Origin of the sequence: Lysinibacillus sphaericus, assembly GCF_000600105.1 — a bacterium.
GTDB lineage: Bacteria > Bacillota > Bacilli > Bacillales_A > Planococcaceae > Lysinibacillus > Lysinibacillus sphaericus.
Map to the genome: position 1 here is coordinate 1 of NZ_CP006837.1, position 18,962 is coordinate 18,962.

At 41.5% G+C, this 18,962-nt stretch carries 8 protein-coding genes and 4 rRNA genes; all 12 read left to right on the forward strand.

Annotation, left to right across the window (positions count from 1 at the left end):
• Positions 1–373: 373 nt before the first annotated feature.
• Entirely contained in the window at positions 374–1,723 is a 1,350-nt protein-coding gene (gene dnaA / locus T479_RS00005; RefSeq protein ID WP_024364628.1) for a chromosomal replication initiator protein DnaA, read from the forward strand.
• A gap of 168 nt (positions 1,724–1,891) precedes the next feature.
• On the forward strand, positions 1,892–3,028 hold the full coding sequence (gene dnaN, locus T479_RS00010) for a DNA polymerase III subunit beta (protein ID WP_024364627.1): 1,137 nt from the start codon (positions 1,892–1,894) through the stop codon (positions 3,026–3,028).
• A gap of 173 nt (positions 3,029–3,201) precedes the next feature.
• Positions 3,202–3,426, forward strand: coding sequence for a S4 domain-containing protein YaaA (gene yaaA, locus T479_RS00015; protein WP_024364626.1), 225 nt, complete (start codon positions 3,202–3,204; stop codon positions 3,424–3,426).
• Positions 3,427–3,429: 3 nt separating this feature from the next.
• The gene (gene recF, locus T479_RS00020) at positions 3,430–4,545 is read left to right on the forward strand and encodes a DNA replication/repair protein RecF (protein ID WP_024364625.1); all 1,116 of its coding nucleotides are present in this window, start codon (positions 3,430–3,432) and stop codon (positions 4,543–4,545) included.
• Positions 4,546–4,636: 91 nt separating this feature from the next.
• A complete protein-coding gene (gene gyrB, locus T479_RS00025) occupies positions 4,637–6,571 on the forward strand; it encodes a DNA topoisomerase (ATP-hydrolyzing) subunit B (RefSeq protein ID WP_052599445.1) in 1,935 nt (644 codons plus the stop codon).
• 25 nt (positions 6,572–6,596) lie between these two features.
• Complete coding sequence (gyrA, locus tag T479_RS00030; RefSeq protein ID WP_024364623.1) at positions 6,597–9,065, forward strand: DNA gyrase subunit A; 2,469 nt, start codon at positions 6,597–6,599, stop codon at positions 9,063–9,065.
• Positions 9,066–9,211: 146 nt separating this feature from the next.
• Positions 9,212–10,300, forward strand: a complete 1,089-nt coding sequence (locus T479_RS00035) for an HD-GYP domain-containing protein (RefSeq protein WP_024364622.1) — start codon at positions 9,212–9,214, stop codon at positions 10,298–10,300.
• 318 nt (positions 10,301–10,618) lie between these two features.
• Positions 10,619–12,170, forward strand: a 16S ribosomal RNA gene (locus T479_RS00040).
• Between the two features lie 366 nt (positions 12,171–12,536).
• Positions 12,537–15,464 (forward strand): 23S ribosomal RNA (locus tag T479_RS00045).
• A gap of 67 nt (positions 15,465–15,531) precedes the next feature.
• Positions 15,532–15,647 (forward strand): 5S ribosomal RNA (rrf, locus tag T479_RS00050).
• A 527-nt stretch (positions 15,648–16,174) separates the two neighbouring features.
• Positions 16,175–17,068, forward strand: a complete 894-nt coding sequence (locus T479_RS00055; protein ID WP_024364927.1) for a patatin-like phospholipase family protein — start codon at positions 16,175–16,177, stop codon at positions 17,066–17,068.
• A gap of 304 nt (positions 17,069–17,372) precedes the next feature.
• A 16S ribosomal RNA gene (locus T479_RS00060) occupies positions 17,373–18,924 on the forward strand.
• Together the 16S, 23S and 5S rRNA genes form the textbook arrangement of a ribosomal RNA operon.
• The last annotated feature ends 38 nt before the right edge of the window (positions 18,925–18,962 follow it).

Sequence of the window (18,962 nt, forward strand, 5' to 3'; positions counted from 1 at the left end):
TGTGTATAGTATTTTTTGCATTATTTTTTATCCACAACTGTTATCTACAGCTTTTTCACATAAGCAGTGCTTGTGGACAACTTGAAAGTGAGTAAATCAAAGTTATGTGGATAAGTTTCATAAACTATTGAAATAGCTTTGTTTTTCTGATACGATTACTGTGCTTCACTTTGTTGAAAACTAAAACGAACTAATCTTTTATCCACAACTGTTGATATGCTGTGGATAATTTTTATCACAGCCTTTGGTTAAGTATTATCCACAACTTGTGATTTTGTGGATTAGTCGTAAAATGAACGTATTTACTTATCACATAAATGCACTATATTTTTTATTGCTGTATATGTATTGAACTGTAAAGGAGAATAGCAGCTTGGAACATTTAGAAGAATTATGGAATAATGTCCTGGCTCAAGTTGAACAAAAAATTTCTAAACCAAGCTTCGAAACGTGGCTAAAGTCTACTAAATTACTTTCTTACAATGGAAGTGGTTCAACCGTGACAATAGCAGCGCCAAATTCGTTTGCTCGAGACTGGCTTGAAAATCATTATATTCATTTGATTACAGGTATATTAACGGAGCTAACAGGCGAAGACTTGCTTATTAAATTTGTTGTTCAAAAAAACCAGGATTCGGACGATTTTGACTTACCAGCGCCGATTATCCAAGCAAAAAATAACGACCATCATGATATTTCACCAGGGATGTTAAATCCGAAATATACATTTGATACGTTTGTTATTGGCTCTGGAAACCGCTTCGCACATGCTGCATCGTTAGCTGTTGCTGAAGCCCCTGCAAAGGCTTATAACCCATTCTTTATATATGGGGGCGTAGGGCTTGGCAAAACGCATTTAATGCACGCAATTGGCCATTATGTGTTAGAACATAATCCAAACGCAAAAGTCGTGTACTTATCATCAGAAAAGTTTACAAATGAATTTATTAACTCTATTCGCGATAATAAAGCACTCGATTTTCGCAACAAATATCGTAATGTAGATGTGCTGCTAATTGATGATATTCAATTCCTTGCTGGAAAAGAATCGACTCAAGAAGAATTTTTCCATACTTTTAACACATTACACGAGGAATCAAAACAAATTGTCATATCAAGTGACCGTCCACCTAAGGAAATACCTACTTTAGAGGATCGCTTACGTTCTCGATTTGAGTGGGGGCTAATTACTGATATAGCTCCACCTGATTTAGAAACTCGTATCGCTATTCTACGAAAAAAAGCAAAAGCGGACGGTTTGGATGTACCAAACGAAGTAATGCTCTATATTGCGAACCAGATTGACTCCAATATCCGGGAGCTTGAAGGTGCGCTTATTCGTGTCGTAGCTTACTCTTCGTTAGTGAACAAGGATATTACAGCTACATTAGCCGCTGAAGCATTAAAAGATATCATTCCTAATGCAAAACCTAGAACTGTGACAATTTTAGATATTCAAAACGCAGTAGGAGAGCACTTTAATATTCGTTTAGAAGATTTTTCAGCTAAAAAACGAACTAAGCTAATCGCCTTTCCTCGACAAATTGCGATGTTTTTATCACGCGAATTAACAGATTTCTCGCTGCCGAAAATTGGCGAAGAGTTTGGTGGTCGTGACCATACTACTGTTATCCATGCGCATGAAAAAATATCTTCTTTGTTGAAAAATGACGTTCAACTGCAACAAGATATTAAACAAATTCGTAGCATGCTAGGGAAATAAACTTGTGGACAACTCTAATTTTTAAACACAAACTTATACACAGTCTATCTACATGTGGATAGACTGATTTTATTCACCTAGAAGCACTTATCCACAAATCCACAGGACCTATTACTATATCTTTTTATATTTAATAAATAAATAATATAAATATGTGAGGGAAAACAAATGAAATTTGATATTTTACGTGACCGTTTACTAGAAGGTTTAAATGATGTCATGAAAGCCGTAAGTTCTAAAACAACAATTCCGATATTAACGGGGATTAAAATTGATGTAACAAACGAAGGAATTCGTCTAACTGGTAGTGATGCAGATATTACAATTCAAACATTTATCCCAGTAGAAGAAGATGGACAACAAATTATTCACATTGCGGAAACTGGTTCAATCGTTGTACAAGCACGTATGTTCAATGAAATTGTTCGTAAATTGCCGACAAACGAGGTTGAAATTCAAGTAACGACAGGTTTCCAAACGCATATTCGTTCAGGAAAATCAGAATTCCATTTAATTGGCTCTGATGCTGCTGAATATCCTTTATTACCTGAATTAACAGAGGATCAAAAATTTACTATTCCTGCAGACTTACTAAAATCAATTATCCGTGAAACAGTATTCGCAGTGGCGACTTCTGAAAGCAGACCCGTGTTGACAGGTGTAAACTGGCAGATTAAAAACGAAACATTAATCTGTGTTGCAACAGATAGCCACCGTTTAGCAAGACGTAAAGTACAGTTAGAAGATTTACCTGAAGTTGAACATAGTGTAGTTATTCCTGGTAAAAGTTTAAATGAGTTAAATAAGGTGTTAGAAGATTCTACAAATCTTGTCCAAATTGTTATTACAAGTCAGCAAGTATTATTTAAAACAGGAGATGTATTATTCTTCTCTCGTTTACTTGAAGGGAACTACCCAGATACATCACGTTTAATTCCAGAAGAATATCAAACAAATGTAACGATTAACGGTAAAGCTTTATTACAAGCAATTGATCGTGCATCACTTGTCGCACGAGGAGATCGTAATAATGTCGTGCGCTTCGAAATTTTAGATAGTCAAGCGGTTGAAGTTTCATCGAATTCTCCAGAGATAGGTAAAGTACAAGAAGAAATACCTGTGGAAGCATTAGAAGGGGATAACTTAAAAATTTCCTTTAGCGCTAAATACATGATGGAAGCATTGAAAGCAATTGATGGTCAAGATGTGGTTATTCAATTTACTGGTGCGATGAGACCATTTATTTTACGCTCTGTTCATGATGATGCAATTCTGCAACTAATTTTACCAGTGCGCACATATTAATCGTCTAATTTCTATTAGTTGTATTATATAGAATAAATTGGATTTTAAGTTATGTTCACTTGCTTTGATAAACTTTGGGATAGTCGCTCGTTGCGGCTATCTTTTTTTACTTATGAAGCATTTTTAGGTATGATAGAGAGATAGACATTCTGTATTTGGAGGGTAACACAGCTATGAAAGACATTGAAATCGATGTAGAGTTTGTCACGTTAGGGCAACTTTTAAAAATGACTGATGCGATTAGCTCAGGCGGTATGGCAAAATGGTTTTTACACGAAAATGATGTTTACGTAAATGGCGAGGTAGATGATCGCCGTGGTCGCAAATTACGTAACGGAGATGTTGTAAATATTCCTGGATGTGGCCGGTTCCGAATTGTTGGGCCCACTGGACAATAAATTATGCATATTGAGCAGTTAAAACTTACAAATTACCGCAACTATGATGCGTTAACGTTAAAATTCTCTCCAAAAATAAATGTATTTATTGGTGAAAATGCCCAAGGAAAAACAAATGTGATGGAATCCATCTACGTATTAGCGATGGCTAAATCACATCGCACGACGAACGATAAAGAATTGATACGTTGGGATTCAGACTATGGTAAAATAGAAGGGGCCGTTCAAAAAAGGCACGGTATTTTACCAATAGAGCTTACCATTACGAAAAAGGGCAAAAAGGGTAAAATTAATCATATTGAACAAAGTCGTCTTAGTCATTATATTGGTCAAATGAATGTGGTTATGTTTGCGCCAGAAGATTTAAATGTTGTTAAAGGGAGCCCGCAAATACGACGACGTTTTATTGATATGGAGATTGGGCAAATTTCGCCCGTCTACTTACATGATTTATTAACCTTTCAAAAGATTTTAAAACAACGCAATCATTATTTGAAAATGAATCAGGGTAAGATAATGACAAACGACGTGATGTATGATGTTTATAATGAGCAGTATATTCACGCAGCTACCCAAATTATTCGAAAAAGATTTCAATTTATGGATTTATTACAAGAGTGGGCAGAGCCGATTCATGCAGGAATTTCACAAGGTAAGGAAACTTTAATGATTAAATACCGCACTGTAGCAGGTATTGATAAAGGACAGACTGCTAGTGAAATGGAAGATCTCTTACTGAAAAAGTTAGTAGAGGCAAAGAATCGTGAATTTGAGCGTGGTGTCACGATGGTTGGACCACATCGTGATGATTTACAATTTTTAGTGAATGGCTATGATGTGCAAACATATGGCTCACAAGGGCAACAACGAACAACTGCTCTGTCATTAAAGCTCGCCGAAATTGAGTTAATTAAACAAGAAACAAATGAAACACCCATTCTACTTTTAGACGATGTATTGTCGGAACTCGATGATTATCGCCAATCGCATTTATTAAATACCATTCAAGGTGAAGTCCAAACCTTTGTAACGACTACAAGTGTTGATGGAATTCATCATGAGACGATGGAACATGCTCAGCTGTTCCACGTGAAACAAGGTGCGATTGAAGAAAGTTAGCCAGGGAGTTTTTTAGATTATAAAAGAATGGTAATAGTCAGCTCGGTTGACTGTTCATTCATTTACACACAATGATGTTATGAAGGAGTAGATGGAAGCCGTGGCTATAGAAAACGAAGGTTTACAAGATCAAGCGTATGAAGCCGATCAAATACAGGTATTAGAAGGTTTAGAAGCGGTTCGAAAAAGACCGGGGATGTATATCGGTTCAACAAGCTCTAAAGGACTTCACCATTTAGTATGGGAAATTGTTGATAATAGTATAGACGAAGCACTTGCAGGTTTTTGTACTGATATCTCAGTTACGATTGAAAAAGACAATTGGATTCGTGTAGAAGATAATGGTCGAGGAATTCCTGTCAGTATTCAAGAAAAGATGGGTAAACCAGCTGTCGAAGTCATTATGACAGTGCTCCATGCCGGTGGTAAATTCGGCGGTGGGGGCTATAAAGTATCAGGCGGTCTTCATGGTGTAGGGGCATCAGTAGTAAATGCTTTGTCAGTTGAGACAATTGTTCAAGTTCATCGCGAGGGACAAATCCACGAAATAAAATTTGAACGTGGTCAAACAACACAGGCATTAACTGTTATTGGTGAAACCGATCATAACGGAACAACTACTCGTTTCAAAGCAGATCCTGAAATTTTCAAAGAAACAACAGAATATGAATTCGATATTTTAGCACATCGTATTCGCGAATTAGCCTATTTGAATCGCGGTATTCGAATTACAATTGCAGATGAGCGTGAAGATGAGATACGTTCCACTACATATCATTATGAAGGTGGTATTCGTTCTTATGTAGAGCACTTGAACAAATCTAAAGAGCCTATCCATGAGCCGATTGATGTTCTTGGCGAAAAGGACGGTATTTCTATTGAAATCGCCATGCAATATAATGCTGGTTTTTCATCGAATATTTTCTCGTTCGCAAATAACATCAATACGTATGAAGGTGGTACACATGAGTCAGGCTTTAAAACAGCACTTACGCGTGTTATCAATGATTACGCGCGTAAAAATGGCTTATTAAAAGAAGCTGATACGAACCTTACAGGTGAAGATGTTCGCGAAGGGTTAACGGCTATTATATCTATTAAGCACCCTGATCCTCAATTTGAGGGACAAACGAAAACAAAGCTTGGTAACTCCGAAGTAAGCCAAATTACGAATGCGTTATTTTCAGATGGTTTTGAACGTTTCATGTTAGAAAATCCAACTGTAGCGCGAAAAATTATCGATAAAGGTTTAATGGCAGCTCGGGCACGTGTGGCAGCCAAAAAGGCACGCGAATTTACACGCCGCAAATCAGCGCTTGAAGTATCAAGCTTACCGGGTAAACTTGCTGATTGTTCTTCTACAAACCCAGCTGACTGTGAAATTTACATCGTAGAGGGTGACTCTGCCGGTGGTTCGGCGAAATCTGGACGTGACCGTCACTTCCAAGCAATTTTACCTTTACGTGGTAAAATTTTAAACGTGGAAAAAGCACGATTAGATAAAATATTATCCAATGCTGAAATTCGAGCAATGATTACAGCCTTCGGGACTGGTATTGGGGAAGAATTTAATTTAGAAAAAGCGCGTTATCATAAAATTATTATAATGACCGATGCCGATGTAGATGGAGCACATATCCGTACATTATTGTTAACATTCTTCTTCCGTTTCTTACGACCTTTAGTAGATGCTGGTTATATTTATATTGCACAGCCACCACTTTATCAAGTGAAGCAAGGGAAGCATGTTGAATATTGCTATGATGATATTGCGCTACAAGAGATTTTAGAGCGACTGCCAAACATGCCTAAGCCTGTAGTTCAACGCTACAAAGGTCTTGGTGAAATGAATGCGGAGCAACTGTGGGATACAACAATGGATCCAGAGCACCGCACATTATTACAAGTGGAATTAGATGATGCAATTAAAGCGAACGAAGCATTCGAACGCTTAATGGGCGATGAAGTAGAACCTCGTCGTCAATTTATCGAAGAAAATGCGGTATACGCTAATTTAGATATTTAATTTTTCTTGAGGGGAGGTCTACACTTTGTCAGAACAAGAACGCTCCGGTGTTAAAGGAGTTAATATAACAGAAGAAATCGAAACATCCTTCCTCGATTATGCAATGAGTGTAATCGTTTCGCGTGCATTACCAGATGTACGCGATGGATTAAAGCCAGTTCATCGTCGTATTTTATACGGCATGCAAGAGTTAGGAAATACAGCAGATAAAGCGTACAAAAAATCAGCACGTATCGTTGGGGATGTAATGGGTAAGTACCATCCACATGGTGACTCTTCAATTTACGATGCCATGGTACGTATGGCACAAGATTTTAGTTATCGTTACATGCTTGTTGATGGTCACGGAAACTTTGGTTCTGTTGATGGCGACGGAGCAGCTGCGATGCGTTATACAGAATCGCGTATGTCTCGTATTGCAATGGAAATGCTTCGAGATATTAATAAAAACACAATTGACTATACTGATAACTATGATGGCTCTGAAAAAGAACCGGTCGTTTTACCAAGTCGCTATCCAAACTTATTAGTAAATGGAGCGGCAGGAATTGCGGTTGGTATGGCAACAAACATTCCTCCACATAACCTAGGGGAAACGATTGATGGAGTGTTAGCACTATCTGAAAATCCTGCAATTACTACGGAAGAATTGATGGAAATTATTCCAGGACCGGATTTCCCAACTGGTGGATTGATTTTAGGACGCAGTGGTATTCGCCGTGCCTATGAAACAGGCCGTGGTTCCATTATTATTCGAGCTAAAGTAGAAATCGAACAAAAGTCAAACGGTAAAGAAACAATTCTTATTCATGAATTACCTTACCAAGTAAATAAGGCAAAATTAATTGAAAAGATTGCTGAGCTAGTTCGCGATAAAAAAATCGATGGCATTACCAATCTACGAGATGAATCTGACCGCCGTGGTATGCGTGTAGTTATTGAAATACGAAAAGATGCCAATGCAAATGTCGTGTTAAATAATCTTTATAAGCAAACAGCGATGCAATCAAGCTTTGGTGTTAATATGCTGTCTTTAGTAAATGGACAGCCAAAAGTAATGGGCATTAAAGAGATGCTGTATCATTATTTAGAGCATCAAAAAGTCATCATTCGCCGCCGTACTGAATTCGATTTAAAGAAAGCAGAAGACCGTGCTCATATTTTAGAGGGCTTACGAATTGCCCTAGATCATATTGATGAAATTATTGCGATTATCCGCGGTTCTCGTAGTGGTGAGGAAGCTAAACCGCAATTAATGGAACGGTTTAATTTATCTGAACGTCAAGCCCAAGCAATTTTAGATATGCGTTTAGTACGTTTAAGTGGCTTAGAACGAGAAAAAATTGAAGCAGAATATCAAGAGTTACAAGTGCTAATTGCTGAATTAAAAGCAATCTTAGCCGATGAAGCTAAAATTGTTGAGATTATTCGCACTGAAATATTAGAACTGAAAGAGCGCTTCAATGATGCCCGTCGTACAGAGATTACATCTGGCGGTATGGAAATGATTGAGGATGAGGATTTAATTCCTGTAGAAAATTCAGTTGTTACGTTAACGCATAATGGCTATATTAAGCGCTTAGCTGCCAATACATATCGCAGTCAAAAGCGCGGTGGTCGTGGTGTACAAGGAATGGGAACTAATGAGGATGACTTCGTCGAGCACCTTATGAATACATCTACGCACGATACTATATTATTCTTCACGTCTAAGGGGAAAGTATTCCGTGCTAAAGGTTACGAAATTCCAGAGTACGGTCGCACGGCGAAAGGTTTACCAATCGTTAACTTACTGAATATCGATAAAGGTGAGAAAGTTACGGCAATGATTCGTGTTGATTCATTTGACAAGGATGCTTACTTTATCTTTACAACGAAAACAGGTATTTCAAAACGTACACCTGTATCTCAATTTGCAAATATCCGTACGAATGGCTTAATTGCTATTAGTTTACGAGAAGATGATGATTTAATTGCTGTTCGTTTAACGGATGGTATGAAGCAAGTGATTATCGGAACGCGTGATGGTATGCTTGTTCGTTTCCAAGAGGATGATATCCGTTCAATGGGACGTACAGCAGGTGGGGTACGTGGTATTAAGCTACGAGAAGGCGATGAAGTAGTTGGTATGGAAATCGTCGAACCTGGACAAGAAATTTTAGTCGTTACCGAAAAAGGCTATGGTAAGCGTACAACTGAAGAGGAGTATCGTTTACAAAGTCGTGGTGGCGTTGGTTTAAAAACAATTCAAATTACCGATAAAAATGGTCCTATGGTGGCTGTTAAAACTGTTGATGGTTCTGAAGATTTAATGCTTATTACAATCAACGGAATGCTGATACGTATGGATGTCAATGATATTTCATTAATTGGTCGTAGTACTCAAGGTGTTCGTTTAATTCGTTTAGGGGATGACGAACTTGTTGCAACTGTTGCAAAAGTTGAAAAAGAAGACGAAGAGGCCACTGATGAAAATGAGGAAATAGAAGAATAAAAAATAACCGATGAAGACAGCGTTTGTTGCTGCTCATCGGTTTTTATTATATATCGTGAAAAATAAGTAATAATTTAGAAATTCGTGATAATATATAAATAGACCTTAGTTCAAGTAAGTGAAATAGTAAAGAGGTGTTTAATTTCGTGGAAACGGTACATGTCCCAATTTCAGAATTACGTATTGGAAAAGTTATTTCTGAAGATATTTTTGCTAATACACAATATCCAATAATTTTTAAAGATACAGTAGTATCACATGAGCATTTACAAGTTTTTAGCGCATTTAATATTTCAAGAGCTCCTGTATACAAAGATAATTTAAAAGAAGTTTCAGTAGAGACTGAAAAAGAAATAGATTTTGCTTTCCAACCAGAAGCTGTTCCAACGTTTAAAAGAGTTTATAGTAATTCTGTTGAACAATTTAAGAAAGAGTTTAAAAATTGGGAAGCTGGTGCGAAGGTAGATATTACAAAAGCACGTTCGATCATTTTGCCATTATTGGATATGGTCTTAGAAGATCGTACAATTATTTTTAACTTAAACGAATATTCGAATCCAAAAGATTATTTATACCACCATTGTGTAGGAACAGCACTGATTTCTTCTGTAATCGCTCAAAAATTAGGTTACGATAAAGGGTTAACTATTCAAATTGCAATTGGCGGTCTACTAGCAGATTGCGGTATGGCTAAAATTCACCCACGTATTCGAGATAAAAAAACTACATTAACTGAACAAGAATTTTCAGAGATTCATAAACATCCTATATATAGTTATAACATGGTAAAGGATTTAACAATCTTAAAAGATACAATTAAAGAAGCCATTTTCCAGCATCATGAGCGCTTAAACGGAAGCGGATATCCTAAAGGTGAGAAAATCGCAAACATATCGGTTTTTGCGCAGATTATTGCAGTTGCCGATGTTTTTCATGCTATGACATGTGAGCGTGTTTATCGCTCCAAACAATCCTCATTTAAAGTAATAGAAATGATTAATGAGTCTGAGTTTGGAAAATTTGATATTAAAGTAGTAAGAGCGTTGATTGACTTAGTGGCAGACTTACCAATTGGAACAATTATTGAACTTTCTAATCTAGAACGTGGTGAAGTAATGTTCGTTAATAGATATGCACCTACACGTCCTATTATTAAATTAAGTATTACAGGTGAAATTTTTGATTTAGGAAAAAATCGTACGTTTTATATTTCACGAATAATCACAAATGAATAGAGTAAATAAAGAACTAATAAGGCAGTCATAAAAGAGTTGTGATTGCCTTATTACTCCGTTGTTCTACTAGAGTAAATGCATGTAATGAAAAACTATTTTAATTTTTTTAGATAAAGTGTTGACATAGTTTATGAATCTTGATATTATAAATGAGTCGCCAAGAGGTGACGCACTAAACGAAACAAAATGAACCTTGAAAACTGAACAAGCAAAACGTAATCAATATAGTTTTTACTAGCTAACTTTGTTAGTGAACGAAACAAAATTTTGGACATCAAAATTGATGCCAGCAAAACAATTTGAGCTAATCAAATTTCTTTTATGGAGAGTTTGATCCTGGCTCAGGACGAACGCTGGCGGCGTGCCTAATACATGCAAGTCGAGCGAACAGAGAAGGAGCTTGCTCCTTTGACGTTAGCGGCGGACGGGTGAGTAACACGTGGGCAACCTACCCTATAGTTTGGGATAACTCCGGGAAACCGGGGCTAATACCGAATAATCTTTTGTCCCTCATGGGACAATACTGAAAGACGGTTTCGGCTGTCGCTATAGGATGGGCCCGCGGCGCATTAGCTAGTTGGTGAGGTAACGGCTCACCAAGGCAACGATGCGTAGCCGACCTGAGAGGGTGATCGGCCACACTGGGACTGAGACACGGCCCAGACTCCTACGGGAGGCAGCAGTAGGGAATCTTCCACAATGGGCGAAAGCCTGATGGAGCAACGCCGCGTGAGTGAAGAAGGATTTCGGTTCGTAAAACTCTGTTGTAAGGGAAGAACAAGTACAGTAGTAACTGGCTGTACCTTGACGGTACCTTATTAGAAAGCCACGGCTAACTACGTGCCAGCAGCCGCGGTAATACGTAGGTGGCAAGCGTTGTCCGGAATTATTGGGCGTAAAGCGCGCGCAGGTGGTTTCTTAAGTCTGATGTGAAAGCCCACGGCTCAACCGTGGAGGGTCATTGGAAACTGGGAGACTTGAGTGCAGAAGAGGATAGTGGAATTCCAAGTGTAGCGGTGAAATGCGTAGAGATTTGGAGGAACACCAGTGGCGAAGGCGACTATCTGGTCTGTAACTGACACTGAGGCGCGAAAGCGTGGGGAGCAAACAGGATTAGATACCCTGGTAGTCCACGCCGTAAACGATGAGTGCTAAGTGTTAGGGGGTTTCCGCCCCTTAGTGCTGCAGCTAACGCATTAAGCACTCCGCCTGGGGAGTACGGTCGCAAGACTGAAACTCAAAGGAATTGACGGGGGCCCGCACAAGCGGTGGAGCATGTGGTTTAATTCGAAGCAACGCGAAGAACCTTACCAGGTCTTGACATCCCGTTGACCACTGTAGAGATATGGTTTTCCCTTCGGGGACAACGGTGACAGGTGGTGCATGGTTGTCGTCAGCTCGTGTCGTGAGATGTTGGGTTAAGTCCCGCAACGAGCGCAACCCTTGATCTTAGTTGCCATCATTTAGTTGGGCACTCTAAGGTGACTGCCGGTGACAAACCGGAGGAAGGTGGGGATGACGTCAAATCATCATGCCCCTTATGACCTGGGCTACACACGTGCTACAATGGACGATACAAACGGTTGCCAACTCGCGAGAGGGAGCTAATCCGATAAAGTCGTTCTCAGTTCGGATTGTAGGCTGCAACTCGCCTACATGAAGCCGGAATCGCTAGTAATCGCGGATCAGCATGCCGCGGTGAATACGTTCCCGGGCCTTGTACACACCGCCCGTCACACCACGAGAGTTTGTAACACCCGAAGTCGGTGAGGTAACCTTTTGGAGCCAGCCGCCGAAGGTGGGATAGATGATTGGGGTGAAGTCGTAACAAGGTAGCCGTATCGGAAGGTGCGGCTGGATCACCTCCTTTCTAAGGATATTTTCGGAATACAAACCTTGGGTTTGTAAGATTACGTTTTGCGTTCAGTTTTGAAGGTTCATCATTACGATGAAATACTTCAAAACTGTGCTCCTGTCGCTACGCTTTCGTCGCAAATTTGCGAAGAAGTAGAAACAGGTAGTGAATTTGTTCTTTGAAAACTGGATAAAACGACATTGAAATTGTAACAAACACATTTATTTTTTTAAGTTTTTTATAGGCTTAATAACGAAATAGGGTTTCAAGACACAAGCAGTTCTAGGAAGCGAACGAGTGAATGAAGGAGCGTACTTACGTACGTGACTGATTGAACGAGAGAAGCTGACAACGAAATGCGCAGTGGATTGGAAGCCGATAGGTTAAGTTATTAAGGGCGCACGGCGAATGCCTTGGCACTAGGAGCCGAAGAAGGACGGCACTAACACCGATATGCTTCGGGGAGCTGTAAGTGAGCTTTGATCCGGAGATTTCCGAATGGGGGAACCCACTACGTTTAATCGCGTAGTATCTTGACGTGAATACATAGCGTCTTGAAGGCAGACCCAGGGAACTGAAACATCTAAGTACCTGGAGGAAGAGAAAGAAAAATCGATTCCCTGAGTAGCGGCGAGCGAAACGGGAAGAGCCCAAACCAAGAGGCTTGCCTCTTGGGGTTGTAGGACACTCTATACGGAGTTACAAAGGAATGAGTTAGATGAAGCGACTTGGAAAGGTCCGCCAGAGCAGGTAAAAGCCCTGTAGTCGAAAGTTCGTTCCCTCCAGAGTGGATCCTGAGTACGGCGGAACACGTGAAATTCCGTCGGAATCCGGGAGGACCATCTCCCAAGGCTAAATACTACCTAGTGACCGATAGTGAACCAGTACCGTGAGGGAAAGGTGAAAAGCACCCCGGAAGGGGAGTGAAAGAGATCCTGAAACCGTGTGCCTACAAGTAGTTAGAGCCCGTTAATGGGTGATAGCGTGCCTTTTGTAGAATGAACCGGCGAGTTACGATTACGTGCGAGGTTAAGCTTTAGAAGGCGGAGCCGCAGCGAAAGCGAGTCTGAATAGGGCGAATTAGTACGTGGTCGTAGACCCGAAACCAGGTGATCTACCCATGTCCAGGGTGAAGGTGAGGTAACACTTACTGGAGGCCCGAACCCACGCACGTTGAAAAGTGCGGGGATGAGGTGTGGGTAGCGGAGAAATTCCAATCGAACTTGGAGATAGCTGGTTCTCTCCGAAATAGCTTTAGGGCTAGCCTCGTGATGAGAATACTGGAGGTAGAGCACTGTTTGGACTAGGGGGCCATCCCGGTTTACCGAATTCAGACAAACTCCGAATGCCAGATATTTATACACGGGAGTCAGACTGCGAGTGATAAGATCCGTAGTCAAAAGGGAAACAGCCCAGACCACCAGCTAAGGTCCCAAAGTAATCGTTAAGTGGAAAAGGATGTGGCGTTGCACAGACAACCAGGATGTTGGCTTAGAAGCAGCCATCATTTAAAGAGTGCGTAATAGCTCACTGGTCGAGTGACGCTGCGCCGAAAATGTATCGGGGCTAAACGATTCACCGAAGCTGTGGATTGACATCTACGATGTCAGTGGTAGGAGAGCGTTCTAAGTGCGTTGAAGTCAGACCGGAAGGACTGGTGGAGCGCTTAGAAGTGAGAATGCCGGTATGAGTAGCGAAAGACGGGTGAGAATCCCGTCCACCGTATGACTAAGGTTTCCTGAGGAAGGCTCGTCCGCTCAGGGTTAGTCGGGACCTAAGCCGAGGCCGATAGGCGTAGGCGATGGACAACAGGTTGATATTCCTGTACCACCTCCTCACCGTTTGAGAAATGGGGGGACGCAGTAGGATAGGGTAAGCGCGCCGTTGGTTGTGCGCGTCCAAGCAGTAAGGCGTGTGTGTAGGCAAATCCGCACACTGTAACGTTGAGCTGTGATGGCGAGTCCGTATGGACGAAGTTCCTGATTTCACACTGCCAAGAAAAGCCTCTATCGAGGTGAGAGGTGCCCGTACCGCAAACCGACACAGGTAGTCGAGGAGAGAATCCTAAGGTGTGCGAGAGAACTCTCGTTAAGGAACTCGGCAAAATGACCCCGTAACTTCGGGAGAAGGGGTGCTCTTGAGCGTGCAAGCGCATGAGAGCCGCAGTGAATAGGCCCAGGCGACTGTTTAGCAAAAACACAGGTCTCTGCAAAACCGTAAGGTGACGTATAGGGGCTGACGCCTGCCCGGTGCTGGAAGGTTAAGAGGAGTGGTTAGCGCAAGCGAAGCTGCGAATTGAAGCCCCAGTAAACGGCGGCCGTAACTATAACGGTCCTAAGGTAGCGAAATTCCTTGTCGGGTAAGTTCCGACCCGCACGAAAGGCGTAACGATCTGGGCACTGTCTCAACGAGAGACTCGGTGAAATTATAGTACCTGTGAAGATGCAGGTTACCCGCGACAGGACGGAAAGACCCCGTGGAGCTTTACTGTAGCCTGATATTGAATTTTGGTACAACTTGTACAGGATAGGTAGGAGCCAGAGATCTCGGAGCGCCAGCTTCGAAGGAGGCGTCGGTGGGATACTACCCTGGTTGTATTGAAATTCTAACCCATGCCCCTTAGCGGGGCAGGAGACAGTGTCAGGCGGACAGTTTGACTGGGGCGGTCGCCTCCTAAAAGGTAACGGAGGCGCCCAAAGGTTCCCTCAGAATGGTTGGAAATCATTCGTAGAGTGTAAAGGCACAAGGGAGCTTGACTGCGAGACCTACAAGTCGAGCAGGGTCGAAAGACGGGCTTAGTGATCCGGTGGTTCCGCATGGAAGGGCCATCGCTCAACGGATAAAAGCTACCCCGGGGATAACAGGCTTATCTCCCCCAAGAGTCCACATCGACGGGGAGGTTTGGCACCTCGATGTCGGCTCATCGCATCCTGGGGCTGTAGTCGGTCCCAAGGGTTGGGCTGTTCGCCCATTAAAGCGGTACGCGAGCTGGGTTCAGAACGTCGTGAGACAGTTCGGTCCCTATCCGTCGTGGGCGTAGGAAATTTGAGAGGAGCTGTCCTTAGTACGAGAGGACCGGGATGGACACACCGCTGGTGTACCAGTTGTCTTGCCAAAGGCATCGCTGGGTAGCTATGTGTGGACGGGATAAGTGCTGAAAGCATCTAAGCATGAAGCCCCCCTCAAGATGAGATTTCCCATTACGCAAGTAAGTAAGATCCCTCAAAGACGATGAGGTAGATAGGTTCGAGGTGGAAGTGTGGTGACACATGGAGCTGACGAATACTAATCGATCGAGGACTTAACCAAAAAAGTTTGAAACATTCAATGAACCGTTTATCCAGTTTTGAAAGAACAATCTTTCAATTAAATACTGTCTAGTGATGATGGCAAAGAGGTCACACCCGTTCCCATACCGAACACGGAAGTTAAGCTCTTTAGCGCCGATGGTAGTTGGGGGCTTCCCCCTGTGAGAGTAGGACGTCGCTAGGCACACAAAGCAGTCAGCATATTGCTGGCTGTTTTTTTATTTTGAGTAATAACGAGAATCTATTATTTTTATAGGTTCTCGTTATTTTTTTAAAATGGAAAAATTATAATTCATTATCAAGCATTTTAAATTTTAACAAAGTATCAATAGAAGAAGAATTAGAAAGTGAAGTGTAGATGCTGGCAATATACTATTTTTGCAATTTTAAAGCCCGTTAAGGGCATTCTAGTGACTGTATGGCATGTTTTAATTATGAAACAAATAAGTTACTTAAGACGGGCTTGAAAGCTGGAGGTTTGAATATTCTATATGAGAACATTAATAGAATACATGCAGATATTGAAGTATTACTTATTTATTTAGGATTGAGATTTATGCTGGCAGGCGTTCTATTTTTTATTATGTATTTTTAATGATTACGTAAACAATCTAATAAGCCCGTTAGTTCGACAAAATTCATTTTTTAAAGTTCTAATCACTTTGATAATTTTCTATAATATAACGATTACTTAAAAAAGGAGAGGGAATTTTGTGGATTGATGGGGTTTTTTCTGGTGGAGGATTGAAAGGCTTTGCTTTGGTTGGAGCGTATCAAGTATTAGAAGCTGAAAATTTTCATTTTAAACGAGTTGCAGGAACAAGTGCTGGAGCAATTTTAGCTGCTTTTATTGCTGCTGGTTATAGTGGAAAGGAAATTGAATGTATACTTGAAGAGTTAGATGTACCTTCATTATTAGATCCTCGAAAAACATTTCTACCATTCCCGTTTATGAAATGGATAAATGTTTATAACCATTTAGGTTTGTATAAAGGGAAAGCATTAGAAAAATGGTTTTTTCAAAAATTAGCGGATAAGGGGGTTTATACTTTTTCGGATTTACCTAAAGGTTCATTAAAATTAGTAGCATCCGATTTATCGAATGGAAGAATTATTGTTTTACCAGATGATTTACACAAATATCAAATTGATGCCAATAATTTTTCTGTTGCTTGTGCATTACGTATGAGTTGTGGCATTCCGTTCTTTTTTGAACCAGTCACATTGAAAACAGGAAGGGGGGAATCAGTCATTGTTGATGGAGGCGTACTAAGTAATTTCCCTTTATGGATATTTGATGACAAAGAAGGGCGTAAAAAGCGACCTGTACTTGGTCTTAAACTAAGTAGAAGTAGTGAAGAACAATGCCCACAAGAGATAAAGAATGGCTTGAATTTATTTGAAGCGTTATTTGCTACTATGAAAGGGGCTCATGATGAAAGATATATTTCAAGAAGACACGAAAGGGATATTGTTTTTATTCCAGTAGATGATTATAGTGCTACCCAATTCGATTTAAATGAAGAGACAAAGGAAACGTTGTTAGAGATAGGTAGAAATCGTACTATTCAATTTTTAAAAACTTGGCCGAGGTTTAGAATATAGTTTTTTTAAAAAAAATAATAAAACCAGTTGACGTTTCAAAAACTAGATGTTATTATATAAAAGTTGCTGTTACAACATGTAACTAAAAAAATAAAAACAAAAAAATGTTTGACATTATTTTAGAAACATGTTATTATATAAAAGTTAACTCTTTTAAAAACAGTTAGCGCGAATGAACCTTGAAAACTGAACAAGCAAAACGTAATCAATATAGTTTTTACTAGCTAACTTTGTTAGTGAACGAAACAAAATTTTGGACATCAAAATTGATGCCAGCAAAACAATTTGAGCTAATCAAATTTCTTTTATGGAGAGTTTGATCCTGGCTCAGGACGAACGCTGGCGGCGTGCCTAATACATGCAAGTCGAGCGAACAGAGAAGGAGCTTGCTCCTTTGACGTTAGCGGCGGACGGGTGAGTAACACGTGGGCAACCTACCCTATAGTTTGGGATAACTCCGGGAAACCGGGGCTAATACCGAATAATCTTTTGTCCCTCATGGGACAATACTGAAAGACGGTTTCGGCTGTCGCTATAGGATGGGCCCGCGGCGCATTAGCTAGTTGGTGAGGTAACGGCTCACCAAGGCAACGATGCGTAGCCGACCTGAGAGGGTGATCGGCCACACTGGGACTGAGACACGGCCCAGACTCCTACGGGAGGCAGCAGTAGGGAATCTTCCACAATGGGCGAAAGCCTGATGGAGCAACGCCGCGTGAGTGAAGAAGGATTTCGGTTCGTAAAACTCTGTTGTAAGGGAAGAACAAGTACAGTAGTAACTGGCTGTACCTTGACGGTACCTTATTAGAAAGCCACGGCTAACTACGTGCCAGCAGCCGCGGTAATACGTAGGTGGCAAGCGTTGTCCGGAATTATTGGGCGTAAAGCGCGCGCAGGTGGTTTCTTAAGTCTGATGTGAAAGCCCACGGCTCAACCGTGGAGGGTCATTGGAAACTGGGAGACTTGAGTGCAGAAGAGGATAGTGGAATTCCAAGTGTAGCGGTGAAATGCGTAGAGATTTGGAGGAACACCAGTGGCGAAGGCGACTATCTGGTCTGTAACTGACACTGAGGCGCGAAAGCGTGGGGAGCAAACAGGATTAGATACCCTGGTAGTCCACGCCGTAAACGATGAGTGCTAAGTGTTAGGGGGTTTCCGCCCCTTAGTGCTGCAGCTAACGCATTAAGCACTCCGCCTGGGGAGTACGGTCGCAAGACTGAAACTCAAAGGAATTGACGGGGGCCCGCACAAGCGGTGGAGCATGTGGTTTAATTCGAAGCAACGCGAAGAACCTTACCAGGTCTTGACATCCCGTTGACCACTGTAGAGATATGGTTTTCCCTTCGGGGACAACGGTGACAGGTGGTGCATGGTTGTCGTCAGCTCGTGTCGTGAGATGTTGGGTTAAGTCCCGCAACGAGCGCAACCCTTGATCTTAGTTGCCATCATTTAGTTGGGCACTCTAAGGTGACTGCCGGTGACAAACCGGAGGAAGGTGGGGATGACGTCAAATCATCATGCCCCTTATGACCTGGGCTACACACGTGCTACAATGGACGATACAAACGGTTGCCAACTCGCGAGAGGGAGCTAATCCGATAAAGTCGTTCTCAGTTCGGATTGTAGGCTGCAACTCGCCTACATGAAGCCGGAATCGCTAGTAATCGCGGATCAGCATGCCGCGGTGAATACGTTCCCGGGCCTTGTACACACCGCCCGTCACACCACGAGAGTTTGTAACACCCGAAGTCGGTGAGGTAACCTTTTGGAGCCAGCCGCCGAAGGTGGGATAGATGATTGGGGTGAAGTCGTAACAAGGTAGCCGTATCGGAAGGTGCGGCTGGATCACCTCCTTTCTAAGGATATTTTCGGAATACAAACCTTGGGTTTGTAA

Coding starts and splice junctions, on each gene's coding strand:
- recF (WP_024364625.1), top strand. CDS start 3,430: ATGCATATTGAGCAGTTAAAACTTACAAATTACCGCAACTATGATGCG.
- yaaA (WP_024364626.1), top strand. CDS start 3,202: ATGAAAGACATTGAAATCGATGTAGAGTTTGTCACGTTAGGGCAACTT.
- gyrB (WP_052599445.1), top strand. CDS start 4,637: ATGGAAGCCGTGGCTATAGAAAACGAAGGTTTACAAGATCAAGCGTAT.
- dnaN (WP_024364627.1), top strand. CDS start 1,892: ATGAAATTTGATATTTTACGTGACCGTTTACTAGAAGGTTTAAATGAT.